Source organism: Paenibacillus beijingensis (assembly GCF_000961095.1).
GTDB lineage: Bacteria > Bacillota > Bacilli > Paenibacillales > Paenibacillaceae > Paenibacillus_O > Paenibacillus_O beijingensis.
In genome coordinates this window covers 2533999-2554390 of record NZ_CP011058.1, presented here as the reverse complement: position 1 = coordinate 2554390, position 20392 = coordinate 2533999, and the positions used below count along the sequence as shown (strand labels likewise).

Genomic DNA, 20392 nt, shown 5'->3' with positions numbered 1-20392 from the left:
ATAGCAGATTTCTAAATGTTATATTTTTTTACATATTATTCATTGACAACATATAAGAGAGTCGATATACTCCGTGATGTCACAATTCATGACATTCATAACTTCATAGATTTGAAAGGGGAATTAATTATGGTACTTAAACGAAAAATTTCAGTCGCACTGCTTTCCACATCTCTATCTGCAGCCCTATTGTTCGCTCCTGCCGCCGTATTGCCTTATTCGGTCGCTCATGCCGAAACAGCAGCCCCAACACAAGAAGTCGTCAAAAAACTTCCAAACATTAAGATTTTGGCTACCGGAGGCACGATCGCTTCTTCTGCCGCTTCCAACACGGAAGTGACCAACTATCAGGTAACCCAAGGGATCGACCTGCTGCTCAACGCCGTTCCGGAGATGAAGCAAATCGCCAATGTGAGCGGCGAACAAATCGCGAATGTCGGCAGTTCCAACATCAACAATGAGATTCTGCTGAAAGTGGCCAAGCGGATCAATACACTGCTTGCATCTGACGATGTGGATGGGATCGTTGTGACGCACGGTACGGATACTTTGGAAGAAACCGCTTATTTTCTCAACCTCGTCGTGAAGAGCGAGAAGCCGGTTGTCATCGTCGGTGCCATGAGACCGTCTTCTGCGATGAGCGCGGACGGCCCCTTTAACTTATACAATGCCGTCCAGCTTGCCGGCACACCCGAGGCGAAAGGCAAAGGCGTCCTCATTCAGTTAAACGATCGAATCGGAGCGGCGCGTTACATTACGAAGACGAATACAACGGCGACCGATACGTTCAAATCCCCTGAACAAGGTTATCTGGGCACGATCGCCGGGAATCGCGTTTATTTCTACAATGAACCGGCGCGCAAGCATACGACCCAGACCGTCTTCAACATCGATAATCTCGACAGCCTTCCGCAGGTGGACATTCTATACGAATATCAGAATAACGGAAGAATTTTTTATGACGCCGCCGTTCAGGCAGGGGCAAAAGGTATTGTCGTAGCCGGTTCCGGCAACGGCACACTTTCTGCACTTTCGAAGGCCGGGGCTGCCGATGCGGCTCAGATTCCTACCAATATGGATAAAAACCAATACAAGTATTTGCGGAAATTGGTGGAAGCCGGCGGCGGTGCAGGCAGCTGGGCGAAAAAGCAGCTGGAGAAGGTGACGTTCAAGCAGGGCGTCGTCATCGTGAGATCAACCCGCACGGGCAGCGGCACCGTCACTCCTAATCCCGGCGAGAACGATAAAGGGTTCGTCTCAAGCGATTCCCTGAATCCGCAAAAAGCACGCATCCTGCTTATGCTGGCGTTGACCAAAACGAACGACGCGAAAGAAATTCAATCCTTTTTCAACGAATACTAAGAAGCTCAGCCGGTTGATCCGGTTGCATTGAAAAAGAGGTTGATCCGGTCTTATTGACTCTGGATCAGCCTCTTTTCTTTAATAACGGTCAAGTATCATTTGCGTCTTCAGTTCGTCGGTCGGCAAGAACCATCCCTGCTGCGTCAGAGCGGTTTCCAGCTGCGCGATGCCGGCGGAGGCGTCGGTGCGGCTTGACGTTTTGAACGATGCTTCCACGACATAATCGTAGCCGCTGCCGCTTTCATTGATGATTTTCCATACCTCAATGTAAATCGTTTTGTTCTGCCACGTTCCAATCCAGCGCTTGGCATCGACCGGACCGTAGGCCTTGGAATCATTCAAAAGATCGGTTCCCCAATTGGCCGAGCCCCAATCCTCGAATTTTCCCGGTGCATGGTCGACGGCTTCTTCGATTGCATCGACTTCGGAGAGCAACTCCATACCGTCATATCCTCCATGATGAACCGTTTTCTTATTGCTGAAGCTGAGCGTTTGCTTCGAATAGCCCCAATCGACCTGGGCTTCGTAATCGTCCTCATCCGCATCAAAGCCGTCGAGTGCGGCGGTGGCCAAGGCTGCGTCGATATCGCCGCCGGTGATCGGATAACGCTTCTTATACGTCAATTCGAACTCATCGTCATCGAAATCTTCCATTTTTCGGGCCCGGACGTTCCAACCTTCGTCATCGATATCCAAATCAGCCGTATCGAGATATTCGACGCTCATTTTTGTCTTGGTGCTGGGCATGCCGAAATAGCTGCGGACGCTGCTTGTCAGATTATGATCGGAATCGAGCACGTCATTCGGATCGAGAAAAAGCTTTACTTCATAATCAGGCACGGCAGGCTGCGGCGACGCATTAGCCGCCCCGCTGTTCACGGAAAAGTTCAACGCGGTGAACAGAACGGCACAAGCGGTTATCGCTCTGAGGAATTTCGTGCTCCTTAAACGTTTGTCATGAACCATCGCTAGTTCCTCCTTTGGATCATGGCCTCTGCAGGCCAACTCGTTTGACGGATATCCTGGTATTGCGTTGATGGATGAGTTGAGCAGGAGTAGGCAAGCCGGCCGGTCAATTCAACCAGAGTTAGACGAAGGCCATGCTTAGCGCCGGTATCGATGCCGAGCCGCCCGGGACCGTGCCACAGCTCGCCGGGATGAGCCCCCAGACGGACGGTGGGCGTATGGCCGAACACAACCGTATACGGAATCGCGGGGTTGTCGCTATTCCAAAATTCCTCGCGAATCGTTGTCAAATCCGTTGCAGATTGATGCTCAAGCGACACCCCCGGCCGGAGTCCTGCATGTACGAACAAGTAAGGCTCCTTAATGAAGAAAAGCGGAAGCTGCCGGACAAACTCGATGTCGGCTCGATGATCGGAGGACTTAACGCCTTTGAGCTTGGCCGATTCGAGCAGAGACCGCTCCATATTGCCGGCAATGGCGACTGCTCCTTCCTTTGTCAAAGCGCGAATGAATCGCAATACGTTCCAAGCGGACGGATCGTTATTCATGAAATCGCCGAGAAGGATCAGCAGATCGGTTCCTGGTTGATAGGAAGCCTGATTCAAAAGCAGGCGGGCGCCTTCGATATGCCCGTGGATGTCGGATATAACAAAGATGCGTGACATGGCAATCTACCTTTCGTTGCGGTACGGATATAGAAAAGCATCCTTAATGTTAACAAGCAAGTATCCCTGCATACCCGATTGCAGTTGATCATCGTGCAGGAACGACAGCTTTTGACCATCCTCGGTTTGGGCGAGCACGCGCCAATGCTTGCCTTCGAATACGCTGTGCAGAATACGCATCGGCAAGCGGTTCGGCTCCGCGGCGCCTTCTGCCGGGATGGATTCGGACAATGCCACCGCCGCTGGTGTGAACGCAGACGCTGCCGCTGTCTCCAGCTTCGATTCGCTATCAATCGGCGCGGCCAGCCATAAGGCCGCATCCGGACGAAACAAAAGCTCCAGCGCCAGATGCGAATCCAGTTCCTCCGCTCCCGGCGACACCCCGATGATCGTCGTTTCGCCGATGCGAACCGCCGGCTCTCCGTTCCGGATGGTCCGCTGCCCTTTCAGCCTGTTGCCCGCTCCGAGCAGCATGGCGGCGGAAAGAGTGGCCGGCCGACGGTAGCACAATTGCGGATGATCAATCTGATCGACGGCTCCTGCGCGCATGATCATCAAGCGGTCGGCCATCGCAAACGCCTCATCGGGATCATGGGTAACGTGGAATACGGTCGTGCCGAGCCGGCGAAACAAGAAGGCCATCTCCGCGCGCATCTCGACACGCAGCCGCATATCCAGATTGGAGAGCGGCTCGTCAAGCAGCAGCACATCGGGCTGTGTGGCGAGCGCTCTGGCAATGGCGACGCGCTGCTGCTGGCCGCCGGATAATTGAGCGGGCAGGCGCTCTTCCAGGCCGTGCAGGCGAAGCAATTCGACCAGTTCCGCGATTTTGTCGCGGATTGCGGCTGCGGAGGCCTTTTGCCGGCGCAAGCCATAGGCGATATTGTCATAAATGCTCATATGCGGCCACAGCGCATAATCCTGAAACACCATGTTGATGCGGCGCTTCTCCGGCGGTACGAGCTGCGACCCGCTCGAAACAACGGCTCCCCGCAGCTTGATTTCGCCGCCATCCGGCTGCTGGAGCCCGGCGATCAGCTGCAGCAGGGTCGACTTTCCGCAGCCGGAAGGACCGAGTACGCTAATAATTTCGCCGGAATGGACGGTAAAGCTGATGCTGTGGAGGACGGCGCTCGAACCGAACGATTTTCCTAGCTCCTTTACTTCAAGTATGGGATTCATAGGCAGAGCTCCTTACGCGTTTCTTTTTGGGCCTGAACAGCAGTTCCAGAACGGCCATGATCAGTACGACCAGTCCGCCGCCGGTCAGTGTCGCCGCTGCCGCATAACCGAAGTTCAAGTCCTCGAATGCCTTGTTGATCACAACCGGCAGCGTCATGAAGTTCGGCGGGTACAGAATGGAAGCGATGGCCAGATCAAACACGCTTGCACCGAAGGCGGCGAGGGCAGCGGACAGCAGCGCTCCTTTGACTAACGGAACAAGAATGGTCGTCACGCGCTGCGTAAACGGGGCTCCTTGCATTTGCGCAGCCGACAGCAGCTGCGCCGGAACTTTCGCCATGGCGCCGACAATGATCCGCGTAATAACGGGAATGGCTCCTGCAACGCTGGCCAGAATGAGAATCCACGGCGTTCCGTAGAGCAGAAGGCCGATGTGCTCCAACCAGGACTGATTCCAGATGAAAATATATCCGATTCCGAGGACAATGCCCGGAACGGCGAGCGATACAAGCGAGATGACATCGATCGCCTTGCGCCACTTAAACTGCGAATACGTGAGAACATAAGCGATCAGAAAGCCGACAATCAGCCCCAGGACGGCAGCAGCAGCGGCGATTTCAAGCGAATGAAGCAGCCCGCTGAGAAGCGTCCCGTCGCCTGTAAACAATTCACGGTAATGCCGCAGGGTGAAACCGCCCGCGCCGGAAGCGGTCTCGGAGACCGACATCAGGAAGTTGGAGCCCAGCGGGATTCCGATCACGATCAGCAGCAGCGCGATATTGCCGAGAACGAATACGTAGGTGCCTTTTGCCGGCCTTTTGGCTACTGAACGGGTCGCGCGCGAAGTCAGAAAATCAAACCGTGACTTGCGCATCGCATAAAGCTGTACCGCCATCGCGAGTGCGATCAGCAGGACGAGATAAAAGGATAGCGCTCCGGCCATATCGAACCGGATCGGTGATGTGTACAGAGCCGAATAGACGGAATACGGCAAGGTCGGGAAACGGAATACGGCGGCAATGGAAGCGGGAAGACCGAAATCGCCGACCGTATCCATAAACACCAGCATCGCCCCGGAGCAAAATGCAGGAAGCAGTAGCGGCGCCTGAACGGTGCGCCATACGGTCCAGGGCGTAGCCCCCGACAGCCTTGCCGCTTCGCCCAGTCTGTCCACCTTCCATTCCAAGGCGGTGTAGACCGTCAAATAAGCGAGCGGAAACTTGCTTAGCGTCATAACCGCGATCAGGCCTGCCGGCTGAAAGATGAGCGAATGAAGCCAGGTCCAGCCGAGCCACCGGGCCGCCAATCCGTCCGCGGAAGCGAACATGACCCAGCCCTGTGCGAGAATGAACGACGGGGTAATGATCAGCAGCCAGACGGCCATATCCAGCAGCTTGGCGGTCGGGAACGACCACCGCGCGCGAACTATCGCAATCGCTCCGCCGATAATAGTGGCTATAATAGTTGTGCCGGTGCCAAGCAGTACCGAGTTTTTCAGTGAAGCAAGCCATAACGGCCTGCGGAAGACGTCGAGCAGCAGTGAAATATCGCCCATGACCAGCTTTCCGAAAAAAACGCCGGGAAGCAGCACTTGTATGATGACGGCGGCGAGCGGGAGCAGAATAAGGAGGAACAGGACGGCCAGCACAAGCCAGCCGGTCCTGTTCCCGTAAGTCAACATTCGGAGCATCGGATTATTTCACCGCTTGGTCGGCGAACCATTGCTTGATCTCGCCTTCATGCTCTCCCGCCCAGCCGGCTTCCGCGGCGACAAGCTTGGCGTCTGCAGCGCGGTCCTTCTTGGGCTGCACGTCTTTGGCAGAAGGCTCGAAATAGCTTTCCTCGCCTTGATCGATCAATGCTTGCTGCGTCTTCGGATCAAGCAGAAATTCAACAAATGCTTTTGCGGCGTCGGCATGCTTCGTATTTTTTTGGATCGCCGCTACCCGAACCGATGCCGGCGCCCCTTCTTGCGGCCATACGATCTCGACCGGCTCCCCGCTGTTTTTAAGCGTGTACGCGTTGCTCTCCTGCAGTGCGGCCACTTTGATTTCGCCGCCGGTCAACGCTTTGGCGACGTTCGGATTTTTCGGGTACACATGTACGCCGTTCTTGATCAAGCTTTCAAAATATTGCTTGCCGGCATCCATTCCCTGCGCCCCGAAAAACCAGGACACAAACGGGTAGGCCGGAGCGGCTACTGCCGGATCCGCCATGCCGACGGCTCCCTTAAATTTGGGATCCGCAAGATCCTTCCACGTCTTCGGCGCGCTGTTTGCATCGATCGCTTTCGTATTGTAGATGATGACGGAAGCGGCGTGTGCCCCGGTCGGAAAATAAGCATGGCTAGCCGGGACAAACTGTTTGGCGAAATCCGTGAGATTGTCGATATCTTTCGGCGTCCAGTCTGCCAGCAGCTGGTCCTGTTTGCCCATCTGGTCGATGGTCGGCATCGAATCCATCCACACGACATCCCAGTGCGGGTTGCCTTTCTCCGCCTCGATCCGCGAAGCGAGCTCCGCGCCGTTTCCGGTCACCAATTCAAGCTTGTAGCCCGTCGCTTCCTCAAACATCGGCTTGATGATTTCGTCGAAATCGTTCAAGTAGACGACAAGGGGTTCACCTTGGTTGGCCGGTGCAGCGGCCGGCTGTTCGCTTGCCGAAGCAGTGTTTGTCGGAGCGGTGCTTGCCGCCGAAGGGCTTGTACTTTCAGCGGAAGCCGCATTATTATTCGCAGCTTCTTCCTTGCTGCCGCAGGCAACGGTGGTCAGGACAAGGGCATTCATGACAGCGAACGTCATCCATTTTTTGCTCCCCGGACGATTCAACAGCATTATTTTTCAACCTCCCAATATTTTCAATTCATGTCTTTAGATTAAGTTCCAATTGTCATTTAAAGGTTAACGGAATGATAAGATAAAATTAAATAACCTCTATAAGTATTGATGTAATTATAGATATTATCTATATTGAAGCCAGGGGGGAAATCTCATGAACATTCAGCAATTGCGTGTATTTGTCCAAGCCGTCCGCTGCTCCACGTTGACGGAGGTCGCGGCGCAGCTGCAGTTGAAGCAGCCGACGGTAAGCTTTCATTTGAAGAAGCTGGAAGAGGAGCTTGGCGTCGAATTGTTCCGCAAACAGCTGCGCTACCTGCAGCTGACCGAAGCCGGCAAAGAGCTTCTTCCTTATGCGAGGCGGATTTATGCCTTGATGGACGAGGCCGAGAGGTTGATGAAGGAGCATCGGGAGCAAGGAAGAGGGCTGCTCAAGATTGGCGCGAGCTACACGCCCGCCACCTATTTTATGCCTCCTTATTTGTCGGACTTCCAGGTGCAGTTTCCTCTCGTGACGCCGACATTGACCGTCAAGCAGGCCGGGAGCATACTGACGCTTCTAACGGAATATGAAGTCGACGTCGCTGTCGTTTCGCTGCCGGATACCGTTAAGGACGGACTGCGTCTCGTTCCGCTCGTGCAGGATGAATTGAAGCTGCTGCTGCCTCCCGGGCATCCGCTGTCTGAGAAAGAAAGCCTCACCATTGCCGACTTGAGCAAAGAGCCTTTCCTCGTTCACGAGCACGGCTCCACTTCCCGCGAGCTATCGGAGGATTGGGCGAGGGAGAACGGTCTGGCATGGAACATTCGGATGGAGCTTGGGGCCATCGAGACGATCAAGGAATCGGTGAAGCACGGGATCGGAATCGGGATTCTGCCATTACGCAGTGTGATGAAGGAAATCGAGCGGGGCGAGCTCATCATGCGCGACCTTCCCGGCCGCGTAAACCGAAGGTATATCTGCCTGGCTTACCGGAATGAGGATGTGATGCCGAATCAAGTGCAAAATTTCATCCGTTTCATGAAGAGCCGGTGTTCCGGCGGTATTGAAGCTCACCCTTCGTAATGGATTCATGCGTTTATTGCCTTCAGGCGCTTTAAATCTTGTATAGGTGATAAACCAAACATTCGGGAATATTCACGGCCGAATTGCGACGGACTTTCATAGCCTACCCGGAATGCGACATCCGCGGCATCTGTTGACTCGGATAATAACAGACGCCGTGCTTCCTGCAGTCTCAGTTGTTTTTGGAACTGAATAGGGCTCATGGCGGTTACCTCTTTAAAGTGCCTATGAAGCGAAGGAACGCTCATATTCGCTATTTCCGCAAGCTCCTCAATCCGAAAAGACCTGACATAGTTATTCATGATATGTTCGATAACGTCTCTGATTCGTTTGGCACTGCTTCCTTCGATTGCAATTTGTTCCAGCACAACCCCGTACTGCCCTTGCAGAACCCTGTAGAGAATTTCCTTCGTGAAGATAGGAGCAAGTATCGGGATATCCTTAGGATTGTCCAGCAGACGAGCTAACCTGATAACCGCATCCAACAAAGATAATTCCATCCGGCTGACAAAAATACCTCGCTTAGCATTTTCTTTCGGGCCAACCCGAATTTCAGAATCGCTTAAAATCTCTAAGATTTGACTCGGGGTAAATTCAAGTTTGAGAGACAAATACGGAACTTGGGAAGAGGCTTCCATGACTTGGCCGGTAACCGGCAAGTGGGCGGATGCAACAAGGTAGTCGGCAGGACCGTACCTAAAGCGCTCCTGTCCCAGCAATACCTCCTTCACACCTTGAACGACAATGCAAAAGGAAGGATTGTAAACTCCAAAATTTGATCCGGAAACCTTAGATCGACGAGTGAAAAATAAAGACGGAATAGCAGTCGCATGAACACCGTCCCGGCCTGAATAACACTCAATGAGTTTGGCAAGCTCCTCCTGCTGTCTATATATTCGTTCAGACATAAGATCCTCCTTGTTCCTCCATCCTTGATAGTTCCATCATAATTCATATTTGTTCGCAACGTAAATGGCTGTGAGAGGATTAGGCTATCATTTGAGAAGAATGGGATAACGGTCGCCTGTTCATTTGTTGCATAATAAGGATGCCGAAGCTGATCCTTAACTTTATTATGATCGCAAAAATTATGGGGTCAGTATGCCAAGTTAAAGGAGAGATTACAAATGGATGCACAAGGGAAATATACAGTTATTACCGGAGCAAGCTCCGGTATAGGTTACGCGACAGCAAAGGCTTTCGCCCAACGTAAGAAAAATATCATACTTGTTGCTCGCCGTGAAAATAATCTGAACGAACTGAAAAGAGAAATTTTGCAGGAAGTTCCTGAGCTGGATATTGTGGTAAAAGCAGTCGATGTATCCGTCAGTCAAAACGCCCATCAGCTCTATCGGGAGTTAAATCCGTATCAAATCGATACATGGATTAATAATGCAGGTTTCGGCAGCTATGAAAGTGTGTCCGGTCAAGACTTGGAAAAGATTGAAACCATGCTGCGCCTAAACGTGGAAGCCCTGACTATCTTTTCGTCCTTGTATGTACGTGATTATAGAGACGTGGACGGTACCCAATTAATCAATATATCTTCAGCTGGCGGATACACAATCGTGCCTACGGCCGTTACCTACTGTGCTACCAAGTTTTTTGTCAGTGCATTTACCGAGGGATTGGCCCATGAACTGAAAGCCGCCAATGCAAAATTGCAAGCTAAAGTTTTGGCACCGGCGGCAACCAAATCCGAATTTGGAAAAGTGGCCAACAATACGAGCGAGTATGACTATGACAAAACTTTCGGTACATACCATACAAGCGATGAAATGGCCCATTTTCTCTTGCAGCTTTATGATAGCAACATGACTGTTGGCAGAGTTGACAGAGAAGCGTTTGAATTCAAACTTAGTGAACCGCTTTTTGCTTATGCAGGCAATTCTAAGAATAACCAGAAAGTCCAACTGAACGATTAACACAGCACAATTTTAAAAAATGTGGAGCAGGTCATTGGTGGGAGTCGTCCAAAGCAATTGGACGAAAATCCCGACCGTCGCGACCGCGACGGTCGGGAACCTTAACTGTTATAGCAAAAAGCATCGTCCTCCAGCCATGTGCATCATTGCGGCAGTACCGCATTCGTGACCATTTCCCACTCGTGAATCTCAGCCCTTCGGGCTCCATGGATGAGATAAGGGTCCTTTGAGACCCACTTCTCGGCCGCTTCGAGCGAATCGGCTTTGTAAATGACGAGGCCGCCGGACCCATCCGAAAATCTGCCGCTCGCAAATACGATTCCTTCGTCGCGCAGCCGGGCCAGAAACGCCAGATGTTCGGGCCGGTGCGCAGCGCTTTTCTCGGGATCGACCATCTTCAGAAATACGGCAAAATAACTCATGTTACCGCCGCTCCCTTCCTATATGCTCAAAATCCACAAGCTCATCGCAGTATCCGTTATTCGGCAAAGAGGCGGTGAAGCGCATCCTTCATCTGCTCATCGGACGGGGTCAAGCCCGTCCACAGCTCAATCGCAAGCGCCCCTTGATATACAAGCATGCTTTGTCCGTCGTAAACTGTCGCGCCCAGCTCCTTGGCCTTTTTGTAAAAGGGAGTATGAGCCGGATTCGGGATGATGTCCTGTACGATCATGCCCGGACGGATATCGTCGTAGCAAATATCCGGCATGCCCGGGTCCGGATACAGTCCGACCGGCGTCGCGTTAATCAGAATATCGCATTCGGGAATCCGGACGCCCGGCGTCCATTCGATCACGCTTGCCCGGCATGACGTTTGCTCATTGATCAGCGTTTCCAGCTCTTTCGCTTTCTCGATCGTGCCGTTAATAATCGTAATGGAATCGCATCCCGCGAGAGCGCACTCCACACAGATCGCTCTCGAAGCGCCGCCCGCGCCAAGTACGACCAGTCTTTTGCCCTGCAGGTTAATTCCGTTCTTCTCCATACTGATGACAAAGCCTTTACCGTCCGTGTTCTCTCCAATCATCCTGCCGTCACGGAACAGAACGGTATTGATCGCGCCGATGATGCTTGCGCTCTTGGACAAATCGTCCATATACGGAATCGCCGCCACCTTGTGGGGGATCGTCAGATTCAGACCGTCAAACTGCATCGCCTGCACGCCTTGCAGCGCCACCTTCAGATGTTCCGGACGGACCTCGATTAGCTGGTACCTCCAGTCCAGGCCCAAACTCGCAAAGCCGGCTTCAAACATGACGGGTGACGGATTCTCGTCGATCGGAAATCCCAGCGCCCCCGTTATCCTCAGTCTGAAATTGGTTTTCATCGTACCGCATCCTTTTCTATTCGGATTTTAACAACGAAAGGCTCTTCGCATAAGTACGCACGTCCAGCACCATTTGCTCCGTATAGGAGCGCAGCATGTACGAGTCCATCCCGCACGTAAAAACCTTGATCCCCCGGTCCAGAAAAAAGGCGATCGTTTCCTGGGAGTATCCGATGCAGCATCCGAGCATCTTGTTATGTTTGCCCGCAGCGGCTACAACGCGGTCGACGGCCTCAATAAATTCGGGCGTATCCGTCTCGCCGAGACGCCCAAGCGAACCCGACAGATCCATCGATCCGAACATGAGGCAATCGATGCCTTCGACCTGGCAAATCTCCTCAATGCTGTTTACCGCATCGATATGCTCGATTTGAATAATCCGGAACAGATCGTCGGCTTGGGCGAGGTAGGCCGGCGTCTCCGCAGCGCCGTAGCCGTTGGCGCGGTTGGGGCCGAAACCTCTGATGCCACGCGGCGGATAACGGCTGCTTAGCACGGCTTGCTCGGCTTCTTGGGCGCTGCGGATAAAAGGAAAGATGATTCCGTCCGGTCCCATGTCCAAGATCGGTTTGACGAGGATGGGATCATTCCACGGAATACGGATGAAAGCGGCGGCTTTGCCCGCTCTCGCAGCCACAATATGCCGCAATATTTGCTGCTTGTCATTTGCCGAATGCTCCATGTCGATCCACAAAAAATCACAGCCCGCATAGCCCAGCAGCTCCGAGACCATCATGTCGCCCAGGCTGACGCAGGTGCCCACGACGACCTCTTCCCGTCCAAGCTTTCTTTTCAGATCTTCCATCGGCTGATGCATGATTTGTTCCTCCTTTAAGATTAGCCCTTTACCGCTCCGGCGGTCAAACCGCTGACGACATATTTTTGCAGCAGCAATGAAATGACGATGATCGGCAGCGTGATGACGACTGTGGCCGCCATCAAACCGCCCCACTCAATCTTCGTGTAGGAGATGAAGTTAAAGATCGCCATCGGCAGCGTTCCGGTATTTTTGCCGCTCAACACGAGCGCGTACAGAAAGTTGTTCCAGGCGAAAATGAGCGCCAAAATCGCAGACGTCAGAATGCCCGGCATAGACAATGGCAGCACGATGCGCGCAAACGATCCGATCAACGACGAACCGTCGATGACGGCGGACTGCTCCAGCTCCTTCGGAATCATGGAGAAGTAAGGGATCATGATCCAAATGATGAGCGGCAGCGATGAGAGCGTGTACGCCAGCACAAGCGCCGTATAGGTTCCCGACAATTTCATCTGCGCGAACATGATGTGCCACGGCACCAGGTAGGAAATGGCGGGAATAATCCGGATCACAAGGATGATGGACGCAAAGAAGTTCATCTTCCACCGCGCGATCGCGTAAGCGGTCGGAAGTCCGAATACGCAGGCGACAACCGTTGAGATGACGCTGATCAGGATGCTGTTCATGATGGGCTTAATGAGGCTGTAGGTTGTAAACACGCTGATATAATTTTTAAGCGTCGGGTCGAACAGAAGCATCCTGTCCGGGTTCAGAATATCCGCGTTTTTCTTGAACGAAGCCATAATCATCCAAATAAAAGGGGAGGTGGCGCACAGAATTAGGACGATGATCACCGGAATGACGATGATTCCGGCACGTCTCATTGCTTTGACGGTTCCCATCAATATTCCACCTCCACCCTTTTTTTCACGAATATAAACAGAATGGAAAGGATCAGAACCAGAAGGATGAAGAGAATCAACAGCGCGGACGATTTGCCGAAATAAAAATATTCAAAGGCGTACCGGTAGGCCAATATATTTAAGTTTTCCGAAGCATAACCCGGACCGCCCATCGTCGTTGCATAGACGATATCGAACGTTTTGAGGCAGTCAATGAGCCGCAGCAGCACGGCAACCAAAATCGAGGAGCTTAGCAGCGGCAGCGTCACTTTGGTCAGCGTGCGGAACCATCCGGCCCCGTCCACCAGCGCGGACTCGTGTGGCTCGCTGGGCAAGGAGGTGATCCCTGCCAAAACGATCAGAATGATGAGCGGCGTCCACATCCAGATATCGATCATAATCAGGGAACCGAACACGGAACCGGTTGAGCTGAGCCAGAGCGATTCCGGAATTCGAAGCTTCTCCAGCAAATAGTTGGCGACGCCGATTGTCGGCTCATAGATAAGCTTCCAGACCATTCCAACCGCTACCGGCGTCGCGACCATCGGAAAGATAAATGCGGTTTTGATCAGTGTCGCCCCCCTGTTTATCTTGCTGATCAACAGGGCGATGGCCACCCCCAATACCGTCTCGATGAAGACGGCAACCGCCGTATACCAGACGGTGAAACGGAATGCGGCGGCAAATCGCTCATCCTTGAAGAAAAAGATGTAATTCGACAGGCCGACCCAAGTCTTCGGTACCGTGTTGGACATGCTCCATTCAAAGAAGCTGAGCTGAAGGGTATAGCCAATCGGATATATAATCATGAGCAGAACGAAAATAATGGTCGGTACCGTGAAAATATATTTCAGATGCTTATCGATCCACGCCAGCATAGGGAACCCCTTTCCTCGGCCAAGAAACAACAGCGTCTATTGTTTTTCTTTATCGACCAGCGTCTGAAGCCGCGCATTGGCGTCGTCCGCAATCGGCTGCAGCTCTTTCTTGCCGGCAATCGCCGCCGTTAGCACCTGGGCAACGATGCTTCTTGCCTCGCCCCCGCTAATGAGGTACGGCCTGTCGATCGGATTGCCGGAAGCGCCGCTCGCCTTGATCACTTCGACCATTCCGCTCGGGAATACCGCCTCGGCCTTCGGATTTTTCCATGTCGAATCACGGGCGCTGGAGTTGCCTTGCAATTCCAGTTCAAGATCTACGCCTTTGCTTGTTGCCCACCTGATAAATTCCCAGCTTGCCTCCTTATGCTTCGACCCGCTGCTGATGCCGATCGCCCACGGAATAATGCTGGATGGGGTTGAACCTGCCGGACCTGCGGGGAATGGACCGAAGCCGACTTTGCCTGCCACGACGGAGCTCTCCGGATCTTCCGTTTCGGCATAATGGACGTCTCCATCGATGTACATCGCCGCACGTCCTTGCGTAAAGAGTGCCAGGGAATCCGACCAAATATTGCTGATCGCGCCGGGCGCACTGTACTCCCGTACCAATTTGCCATAGAACTCGAACGCCTTAATCGCTTCGGGCGTATTGATCGCCGCTTTGCCGTCCTTGATGAAGTCGCCCCCGAAGCCCCGCAAGAAAGCCGCGAATTGGGTCACCGCACTGTTGCCTTCGCCCCGAACGGCAAACGCATACCGGTTATTGTCCGGATCATGCAGCTTCTTGGCGTACTCCTCCAGCTCCTCGTACGTTTTCGGCGTGCCGCTTAGACCGGCATCCTTGAACATTTCGGTATTGTAGAAAAACATCGTGCGTTCGCTCATCGTCGGAATGCCGTAAACTTTGCCGTCTTTGCTGGTGATGTCCCGCCCGGCTTGGAAGAAGTCTTCGTAGTGGAAGTCCGGGTCCTGCTGAATATATCCGCTCAAGTCCTCTAGCCAGTTGTTTTTGATGAAAAGCAGCGCTTCCTGCAGCGGCCGATAATAGATCAGATCGAGGTCATGCCCGCCAGTTGAAGCGCTTACAGAAACTTTGTTGGATAATTGCGTATCGACCATTTGCTGCACGTCAACGGTAATGCCCGTAAGCTTTTCAAATTCCGGAATTTTCTCGATCAGAGGGGTCATCCATGGCGTGCCGGAAGTCAGAAAGGTGATCGTTTCTCCCTCATTAGATCGGGACAAAGTAACGCCGCTGCTGCTTACTGCCGTTTGTGAAGCTCCCGGGGATGACGCGCGATTTGCTTCAGACGGTGCATTTTGCCCGCAACCGGCGGCAGCCAGCGGCAAGAGGACGGTTGCGCTCAGGATGGCCTTGGCAGAGGATTTTTTCATCGTAAATCCCATTTTCAAATCACTCCTGTTTCGTATAATAAAAGTAAGCGTTATCATAAATTTCAGGGGGAATTGACTATGGTGACAAGCGAATCGCAGCTCAAAATACTGGATTTCCTGACGAGCATCGATATGGACTCCATCGCACTGGAATCTTGCCGCCGATACGACGCCAAGACGACCAATACGTCAAGGCACAGCCACAACACATTGGAGCTCAGTTATTTCCTGAAAGGCGAGCAAATCATCAGTTTGAACGACAAAACGATTGAGTCCCGGGTATATGATCTGGTTGGCTACCAACCCGGCTGCGAGCATCAGGGCGTATTGACTCCGCAAGAGGTGCTGACCATCAAGCTTGATATCAAGTACCGTTCCCTGGTGCAAGGCTGTTCTTTCCAGCTCAGGGACAAATCAGGGATCATTCGCTGGCTGTTCGAACAAATTGACTACGAGCACAGCAACAAGCGGGTCGGGAGCGACCGCATGATCCGAAACTATGCCGAGAACATTATTCTCCACATTATCCGCCATTATAAAACCGCTTCCAATGTTTCGCTGCAAGAAACGTTCTATGAATTACTGCATTATATCACCCATAACTGCAGCCTGGACATTACGCTCGAGCAAATGGCCTCGATCATGAATGTAAGCAAATCGTATCTTCATAAGGTTTTTCGAACTTACACGGGAAGTACGCCTCTTCATTACTTGAACGAGGCACGGATCAACTACGCCAAAAAACTGCTGACCTCCACCGATGCCAGTATTCAGGATGTGTCGTATGCGGCAGGTTTTAACGATTCCCGGTATTTCTCGAGAGTGTTTAAACAGGTGACGAACCAGTCTCCAAGCACTTGGAAGAAAAATTCACAGCTAATTATCTGACCGTCAATGGACGTTCCGACTTAATAACTCGAACAATTCAATGCTTTCACCGCTTGGACCCGACAGGTAAATATACCTGGCCCCGCCGAGCATTTCCATATTTACAACCGGCTCTTCCGTTCGAAACTGATGTCCTTTGGCGCGTATCGCGGTGACGATTTCAGGCAAGTTCTCCACTTCGATCGCCACATGATCGACGCAGCCGCCGTTTCCCGTCTTATGCAGCGACTTGTCGGAGTGCTCAATCACTTCAAGCGTCATGCCGTTCAGGGCGAGCATGGCTACCTTGACCCATTGATGGTCAGGTTTTTCGATGGTCCTCTCATTCACCACTTGAAAGTCGAAGTTACTCGTGTAAAAATTTATTGTCTCTTCGACATCGCCCGAGTACAGCCCGATATGCGCCAATCCTTTAAAGCTGTGCATGCTGATTCCCCCTTCTTCAGTTGGCTTAAGCGCGCTTCCAATTCCATCATAGCAGTTGTGCACCTAAACGAAACAACTGATAATATTGAGAATGTGGACAATAATGAACTGACCGCCTATCGAGCATGATTTTATTCGTCCGCTTGCAGAAGTTCTCTAAAGATAAAAGCCAGTTTCAGTTGCAACAGATCGCTGGTTTTTCGCAAATCCACGTCCAGCAACTCGCTAATTTTTTCAAGCCTGTAAAGCACTGTATTGCGGTGAACGAACAATTGCTTCGCCGCATCGTTGATATATCCTTCGTTCGCAAAATAAGCCTCAAGTGTATGCAGCATCTCGGTAACGTAGTATTCCTCCTTCTGCAGAAGGGGTTGAAGCAGGTTCGTGCAATACTTTTTCATTGCTTCTCTGGGAATATGCCGGAAGAGTGTATTAAATTCAAGATCCGAGAACATCGTGACTCTATTGTCTATCGACAAACGATCACTGATAGCTATCGCTTCATTACACTCCTCGTATGCTTCCCGTATCGCTTCCAGCCTAAATTTGGGTTTGCTGATCACGCAACGGAAACCGGGATCTTCCGTTAGTTCCAACACTTCCGAGTATATCTTAGTAATCCGGTGAAGGCATTCGGAGACGGAAATGTCCCCTTCCGGGATGGAGAAGAGGGATACCATTCCGGAATCGAGAAACAAGTGATGGGAATCGATTCCCGTCAGATAAGGATGGTACATCAAATCCCGACGGATTTTATGGAGTCCCTTATTGATATCTGTTTCCGGATGGAACTCAAGTATAGGAATGGTCTTGACGCTTAGGTAAGCGGCCGCTTCAATCTTATTGCGGGCCGCTTTGGCCTGTTCAAGAAAGCGCTCCGGCGTCATTTCCCCCTGGAGATAACGCTCCAGTATTAACGTCCAGCGATATCCGGATACGGTTTGGCGTTCATCTTGCAGGCGGTTCATATGGAAGGATAATATTTCGGCGGCTTGATGGAAGAGTCCTACGTCTTCTTGGGCAATGGCTGCATCAGGCGGCATAACAAGAAGAAAACCGCAGCATTCCCCCTCTTGCATTAAAGGGACCGTGTAGCGCAAACCGTTGGGTGTACGGGCTTTCTCGGATTTCGGACTCCAAGGCCATCCTTTCAGGATCGCGGCTTCCGGCCAATCGCTAGTGCAGTAAAGGATTTGTCCCCGCGCCCCGATGACTACGATCGGATGCGCTAAAACTTCCCCGATCTTCTGAAAGTGGTTGGGCGAATCTCCCGGCTGAATGGCAAAGCGAATCAGATTTTTCTGTTTGTTGAGCGTATCGTGCAGTTGCTTTGTGTTTTTCTCGATATCAGCTTTAACTAAAGCGTTCATCTGATCGGAGAACGTAAACTCGAATGGCAATTCAATGACGGGGAAATGAAGGCGGTCGGCTTCTTCGATCACGATAGAGGGGATTTGGGACCAGTAGCGCCCAAGTTTGATCCCAAGACCGGCCGATCCCCGTTCGTTCAGCTTACGCAGCATCAACAGGAAATCGTCGGGTGTGTCTTTGATGGCAAACGCCGTAGTGAACAGCATTTCTCCTGCTTTTACCCAGTTGAAAACATCCGGAGCGTCCATCATATTAACCGATCTGATGACGCGATTCGCGCCTTTGGCGCCCGCAACGAGCTTCGCTTTGGATAAAGGATACAGAAGAAGGGCTTCTTCGACAGTGAGATTCATGAATATCCTCCCTTTCCTCGGGTTGAGTGCCGGTTTGGTTAATACATAATCATCCCGCCGGTTACATTTACGGCCTGCCCCGTCATGTAACGGGCTTCCGTGGAGGCGATAAAATAAGCGACGTCCGCCACATCTTCCGGAAGCCCGAGCCGGCCTAATGGCGTTTTATCCAACCAGCTGTCCGCAGACCTTGGCGAGCCCTTCCCTAATTCGGATTTGATGATTCCCGGGCATAGGCTGTTTACCCGAATGTTATAGGGGCCGAGCTCCATAGCCATGACTTTTGTAAGTTCGATAACGGCTGCTTTACTTGCGCAGTAGGCGGACTGAAGCGTAGCCCCCCATTTTCCTCCCATGGAAGCCATGTTAATGATATTTCCTTCTTTCCTGGCAACCATTTCGCGGGCGAACGGCTGGGTGACCAGATACATACCTTTTACATTGACATTAAAGGTGGAATCGAAATCATCTTCCGTCGTTTCCAGAAAAGAGGCCCATTTAAGGATTCCTGCATTGTTGATCAGAACGTCTACAAAGCCGAAACTGTCCAATATTCGGGGAACAACGCGGTCGACATCCGATTTATTGGAAATGTCACAGGTAAAGTATGCGCCTCCGTTCTCGGAAACCAAGTTTAATGCCTCTGGGCTTGGCACATCAGGTAAATCCAGGATCACAACCCGATCTCCTTCCGATTGAAATCTTTTACCGATTGCGAGCCCAATTCCACGATTGCCGCCGGTAATCAAAACGGTTCGCTTTTTCATTTAATTCCACAACCTTTCTTTTATGTTATGAAGTATAACTCATAATTTACACAAATTCACTTAATAACAACAACACAATTTAATAGCTTTTACAAGTGTTAGAAAGTCTTTCGTATCAGGAAACAAAATTCGAGGATTTTTTGGAATTTAAAACAAAGATACAGTTTTATGTTATAAACTATAACATCATTAATTGACACCTTGAAAGACGCGAAGTTATGATAGGTCACACAAACCTGCGAGGAGGACATGAAATGCACAAATCATTTTTTTTGACCGGCTTGATTCTTCTTACGGTAATTGCAGTTACGGCGTGCGGCTCCAACAATTCAAGTGCTCCATCATCAAGCGCCCCCGCTTCGAGTGCTTCCCCGTCGAATGAACCAACCACCTCTGCATCCAGCTCTGACGACGCGAGCAAGTCATTGACGAAGGTGACGCAGATCGTAGGTTGGTTTCCTCAACCCGAGCATGGCGGACAGTTTGCAGCTTTAATGAAAGGGTTTTATAAAGATGCAGGGCTGGATATGACGATCGAGCCGGGCGGCCCGCAAATCAATCCCGTACAACTGTTGTCCTCGGGTAAAGTGCAATTCGCTATGATGAAGGCGGATGACTTATTGATGGCGAGAGAGGCAGGGGTTCCTGTCGTTGGATTGGCGGGTATTTTTCAAAAAACGCCTCAAGCTCTGATGTACCACAAAGAGGAACCGATCAAAGATTTCTCCGACCTGAACGGGCGCAAAGTGTACACGCAACCCGGTATTGCATACTGGGAATATATTAAAAACCGGTACAAGCTCGACAAAGTTCAAGACATGGTCTATAACGGCCAGATGGCCAACTTCACCGCAGACAAAAAGTCTGTCACGCAGGTCTATGGAACAAACGAGCCCTTTTATGTCATGCAGGAAGGCGTCGAAGTCGGATTGCTATGGATCGCCGATTCCGGCTATGCACCCTACGATAACATCTTGATTACGACCGAGTCATACATAAAAGACCATCCCGATATCGTGAAAGCGTATGTTGAAGCTTCCATTAAAGGTTGGGACTACTATAAAGACCACTATGAAGAAGTAAATCCGTTTATTAAAGAGAAAAATCCGGATCTGAATGCGGAAGCGATGACCTACGCATCCAAGACGATGGAGGATCTCGTATACGGCGGCGATGCGGCTGTGAATGGAACCGGCTACATGTCGAAAGAGCATTGGGAAACGATGATGAAGCAAATGTTGGAGCTCAAGCTTCTCAAGAAGGAGCAGGATGTTACAAAAGCCTTCACAACGGAATTTTTGCCGAAATAACCAACGGTT

General features: G+C 51.5%; 20 protein-coding genes. 5 read left to right on the top strand and 15 right to left on the bottom strand.

Annotation, left to right across the window (positions count from 1 at the left end):
• Positions 1-129: 129 nt before the first annotated feature.
• Positions 130-1362: a type II asparaginase gene (locus VN24_RS26910; RefSeq protein WP_045670526.1), complete on the top strand. Its 1233-nt coding sequence runs from the start codon at positions 130-132 to the stop codon at positions 1360-1362.
• A 78-nt stretch (positions 1363-1440) separates the two neighbouring features.
• Here the strand turns inward: VN24_RS26910 and VN24_RS11530 are convergent, their stop codons facing one another.
• Genes VN24_RS11530 through VN24_RS11510 form a run of 5 tightly spaced genes read right to left on the bottom strand, consistent with a single transcriptional unit; the run spans position 1441 to position 7009 of the window.
• A complete protein-coding gene (locus VN24_RS11530; RefSeq protein ID WP_052702903.1) occupies positions 1441-2328 on the bottom strand; it encodes a hypothetical protein in 888 nt (295 codons plus the stop codon).
• 2 nt (positions 2329-2330) lie between these two features.
• Positions 2331-2993, bottom strand: a complete 663-nt coding sequence (locus VN24_RS11525; RefSeq protein WP_045670525.1) for a metallophosphoesterase — start codon at positions 2991-2993, stop codon at positions 2331-2333.
• Positions 2994-2999: 6 nt separating this feature from the next.
• Positions 3000-4175 (bottom strand): ABC transporter ATP-binding protein, encoded by a 1176-nt coding sequence (locus VN24_RS11520; protein WP_045670524.1) that lies wholly within the window; start codon positions 4173-4175, stop codon positions 3000-3002.
• Positions 4159-5865, bottom strand: coding sequence for an ABC transporter permease (locus tag VN24_RS11515; RefSeq protein WP_082083723.1), 1707 nt, complete (start codon positions 5863-5865; stop codon positions 4159-4161). Before VN24_RS11515 ends, VN24_RS11520 begins: the two co-directional genes overlap by 17 nt.
• Positions 5866-5869: 4 nt before the next feature.
• Positions 5870-7009 carry an ABC transporter substrate-binding protein gene (locus tag VN24_RS11510; protein WP_052702902.1) on the bottom strand — a complete coding sequence of 380 codons (1140 nt, stop codon included), beginning with the start codon at positions 7007-7009 and terminating at the stop codon, positions 5870-5872.
• 157 nt (positions 7010-7166) lie between these two features.
• Here VN24_RS11510 and VN24_RS11505 point away from each other — a divergent pair, with 157 nt between their 5' ends.
• On the top strand, positions 7167-8078 hold the full coding sequence (locus VN24_RS11505; RefSeq protein ID WP_045670523.1) for a LysR family transcriptional regulator: 912 nt from the start codon (positions 7167-7169) through the stop codon (positions 8076-8078).
• A gap of 5 nt (positions 8079-8083) precedes the next feature.
• Here the strand turns inward: VN24_RS11505 and VN24_RS11500 are convergent, their stop codons facing one another.
• A complete protein-coding gene (locus tag VN24_RS11500) occupies positions 8084-8986 on the bottom strand; it encodes an AraC family transcriptional regulator (RefSeq protein WP_045670522.1) in 903 nt (300 codons plus the stop codon).
• Between the two features lie 219 nt (positions 8987-9205).
• Here VN24_RS11500 and VN24_RS11495 point away from each other — a divergent pair, with 219 nt between their 5' ends.
• Complete coding sequence (locus VN24_RS11495) at positions 9206-10003, top strand: SDR family NAD(P)-dependent oxidoreductase (protein ID WP_045670521.1); 798 nt, start codon at positions 9206-9208, stop codon at positions 10001-10003.
• A gap of 143 nt (positions 10004-10146) precedes the next feature.
• Here VN24_RS11495 and VN24_RS11490 read toward each other — a convergent pair whose 3' ends face one another.
• Genes VN24_RS11490 through VN24_RS11465 form a run of 6 tightly spaced genes read right to left on the bottom strand, consistent with a single transcriptional unit; the run spans position 10147 to position 15280 of the window.
• Positions 10147-10425 (bottom strand): YciI family protein, encoded by a 279-nt coding sequence (locus VN24_RS11490; protein WP_045670520.1) that lies wholly within the window; start codon positions 10423-10425, stop codon positions 10147-10149.
• A gap of 56 nt (positions 10426-10481) precedes the next feature.
• Positions 10482-11330, bottom strand: a complete 849-nt coding sequence (gene aroE, locus VN24_RS11485; protein ID WP_045670519.1) for a shikimate dehydrogenase — start codon at positions 11328-11330, stop codon at positions 10482-10484.
• Between the two features lie 16 nt (positions 11331-11346).
• Entirely contained in the window at positions 11347-12147 is an 801-nt protein-coding gene (locus VN24_RS11480; RefSeq protein ID WP_045670518.1) for an HpcH/HpaI aldolase family protein, read from the bottom strand.
• A 20-nt stretch (positions 12148-12167) separates the two neighbouring features.
• Positions 12168-12992 (bottom strand): carbohydrate ABC transporter permease, encoded by an 825-nt coding sequence (locus VN24_RS11475; protein ID WP_052702901.1) that lies wholly within the window; start codon positions 12990-12992, stop codon positions 12168-12170.
• Positions 12992-13870, bottom strand: coding sequence for a carbohydrate ABC transporter permease (locus VN24_RS11470; RefSeq protein ID WP_045670517.1), 879 nt, complete (start codon positions 13868-13870; stop codon positions 12992-12994). The genes VN24_RS11475 and VN24_RS11470 overlap by 1 nt, the downstream gene beginning before the upstream one ends.
• 36 nt (positions 13871-13906) lie before the next feature.
• Positions 13907-15280 (bottom strand): ABC transporter substrate-binding protein, encoded by a 1374-nt coding sequence (locus tag VN24_RS11465; RefSeq protein WP_052702900.1) that lies wholly within the window; start codon positions 15278-15280, stop codon positions 13907-13909.
• Positions 15281-15346: 66 nt separating this feature from the next.
• Between VN24_RS11465 and VN24_RS11460 the strand changes: the two genes are divergently transcribed.
• Positions 15347-16156: a helix-turn-helix domain-containing protein gene (locus VN24_RS11460; protein WP_045670516.1), complete on the top strand. Its 810-nt coding sequence runs from the start codon at positions 15347-15349 to the stop codon at positions 16154-16156.
• Positions 16157-16159: 3 nt separating this feature from the next.
• Here VN24_RS11460 and VN24_RS11455 read toward each other — a convergent pair whose 3' ends face one another.
• From VN24_RS11455 to VN24_RS11445, 3 genes are all read right to left on the bottom strand, one after another.
• Positions 16160-16582: a VOC family protein gene (locus VN24_RS11455; protein ID WP_045670515.1), complete on the bottom strand. Its 423-nt coding sequence runs from the start codon at positions 16580-16582 to the stop codon at positions 16160-16162.
• Between the two features lie 131 nt (positions 16583-16713).
• Positions 16714-18306, bottom strand: coding sequence for a PucR family transcriptional regulator (locus tag VN24_RS11450; RefSeq protein ID WP_045670514.1), 1593 nt, complete (start codon positions 18304-18306; stop codon positions 16714-16716).
• 38 nt (positions 18307-18344) lie between these two features.
• Positions 18345-19073: an SDR family NAD(P)-dependent oxidoreductase gene (locus tag VN24_RS11445; RefSeq protein ID WP_045670513.1), complete on the bottom strand. Its 729-nt coding sequence runs from the start codon at positions 19071-19073 to the stop codon at positions 18345-18347.
• Positions 19074-19327: 254 nt separating this feature from the next.
• Here VN24_RS11445 and VN24_RS11440 point away from each other — a divergent pair, with 254 nt between their 5' ends.
• The gene (locus VN24_RS11440) at positions 19328-20383 is read left to right on the top strand and encodes an ABC transporter substrate-binding protein (protein WP_045670512.1); all 1056 of its coding nucleotides are present in this window, start codon (positions 19328-19330) and stop codon (positions 20381-20383) included.
• Positions 20384-20392: the final 9 nt, after the last annotated feature.

Coding starts and splice junctions, on each gene's coding strand:
- VN24_RS11520 (WP_045670524.1), bottom strand. CDS start 4,175: ATGAATCCCATACTTGAAGTAAAGGAGCTAGGAAAATCGTTCGGTTCG.
- VN24_RS11465 (WP_052702900.1), bottom strand. CDS start 15,280: ATGGGATTTACGATGAAAAAATCCTCTGCCAAGGCCATCCTGAGCGCA.
- VN24_RS11480 (WP_045670518.1), bottom strand. CDS start 12,147: ATGCATCAGCCGATGGAAGATCTGAAAAGAAAGCTTGGACGGGAAGAG.
- VN24_RS11500 (WP_045670522.1), bottom strand. CDS start 8,986: ATGTCTGAACGAATATATAGACAGCAGGAGGAGCTTGCCAAACTCATT.
- VN24_RS11455 (WP_045670515.1), bottom strand. CDS start 16,582: ATGCACAGCTTTAAAGGATTGGCGCATATCGGGCTGTACTCGGGCGAT.
- VN24_RS11525 (WP_045670525.1), bottom strand. CDS start 2,993: ATGTCACGCATCTTTGTTATATCCGACATCCACGGGCATATCGAAGGC.
- VN24_RS11515 (WP_082083723.1), bottom strand. CDS start 5,865: ATGCTCCGAATGTTGACTTACGGGAACAGGACCGGCTGGCTTGTGCTG.
- VN24_RS11445 (WP_045670513.1), bottom strand. CDS start 19,073: ATGAAAAAGCGAACCGTTTTGATTACCGGCGGCAATCGTGGAATTGGG.
- VN24_RS11450 (WP_045670514.1), bottom strand. CDS start 18,306: ATGAATCTCACTGTCGAAGAAGCCCTTCTTCTGTATCCTTTATCCAAA.
- VN24_RS11510 (WP_052702902.1), bottom strand. CDS start 7,009: ATGCTGTTGAATCGTCCGGGGAGCAAAAAATGGATGACGTTCGCTGTC.
- VN24_RS11475 (WP_052702901.1), bottom strand. CDS start 12,992: ATGGGAACCGTCAAAGCAATGAGACGTGCCGGAATCATCGTCATTCCG.
- VN24_RS26910 (WP_045670526.1), top strand. CDS start 130: ATGGTACTTAAACGAAAAATTTCAGTCGCACTGCTTTCCACATCTCTA.
- aroE (WP_045670519.1), bottom strand. CDS start 11,330: ATGAAAACCAATTTCAGACTGAGGATAACGGGGGCGCTGGGATTTCCG.
- VN24_RS11495 (WP_045670521.1), top strand. CDS start 9,206: ATGGATGCACAAGGGAAATATACAGTTATTACCGGAGCAAGCTCCGGT.
- VN24_RS11530 (WP_052702903.1), bottom strand. CDS start 2,328: ATGGTTCATGACAAACGTTTAAGGAGCACGAAATTCCTCAGAGCGATA.
- VN24_RS11490 (WP_045670520.1), bottom strand. CDS start 10,425: ATGAGTTATTTTGCCGTATTTCTGAAGATGGTCGATCCCGAGAAAAGC.
- VN24_RS11440 (WP_045670512.1), top strand. CDS start 19,328: ATGCACAAATCATTTTTTTTGACCGGCTTGATTCTTCTTACGGTAATT.
- VN24_RS11505 (WP_045670523.1), top strand. CDS start 7,167: ATGAACATTCAGCAATTGCGTGTATTTGTCCAAGCCGTCCGCTGCTCC.
- VN24_RS11460 (WP_045670516.1), top strand. CDS start 15,347: ATGGTGACAAGCGAATCGCAGCTCAAAATACTGGATTTCCTGACGAGC.
- VN24_RS11470 (WP_045670517.1), bottom strand. CDS start 13,870: ATGCTGGCGTGGATCGATAAGCATCTGAAATATATTTTCACGGTACCG.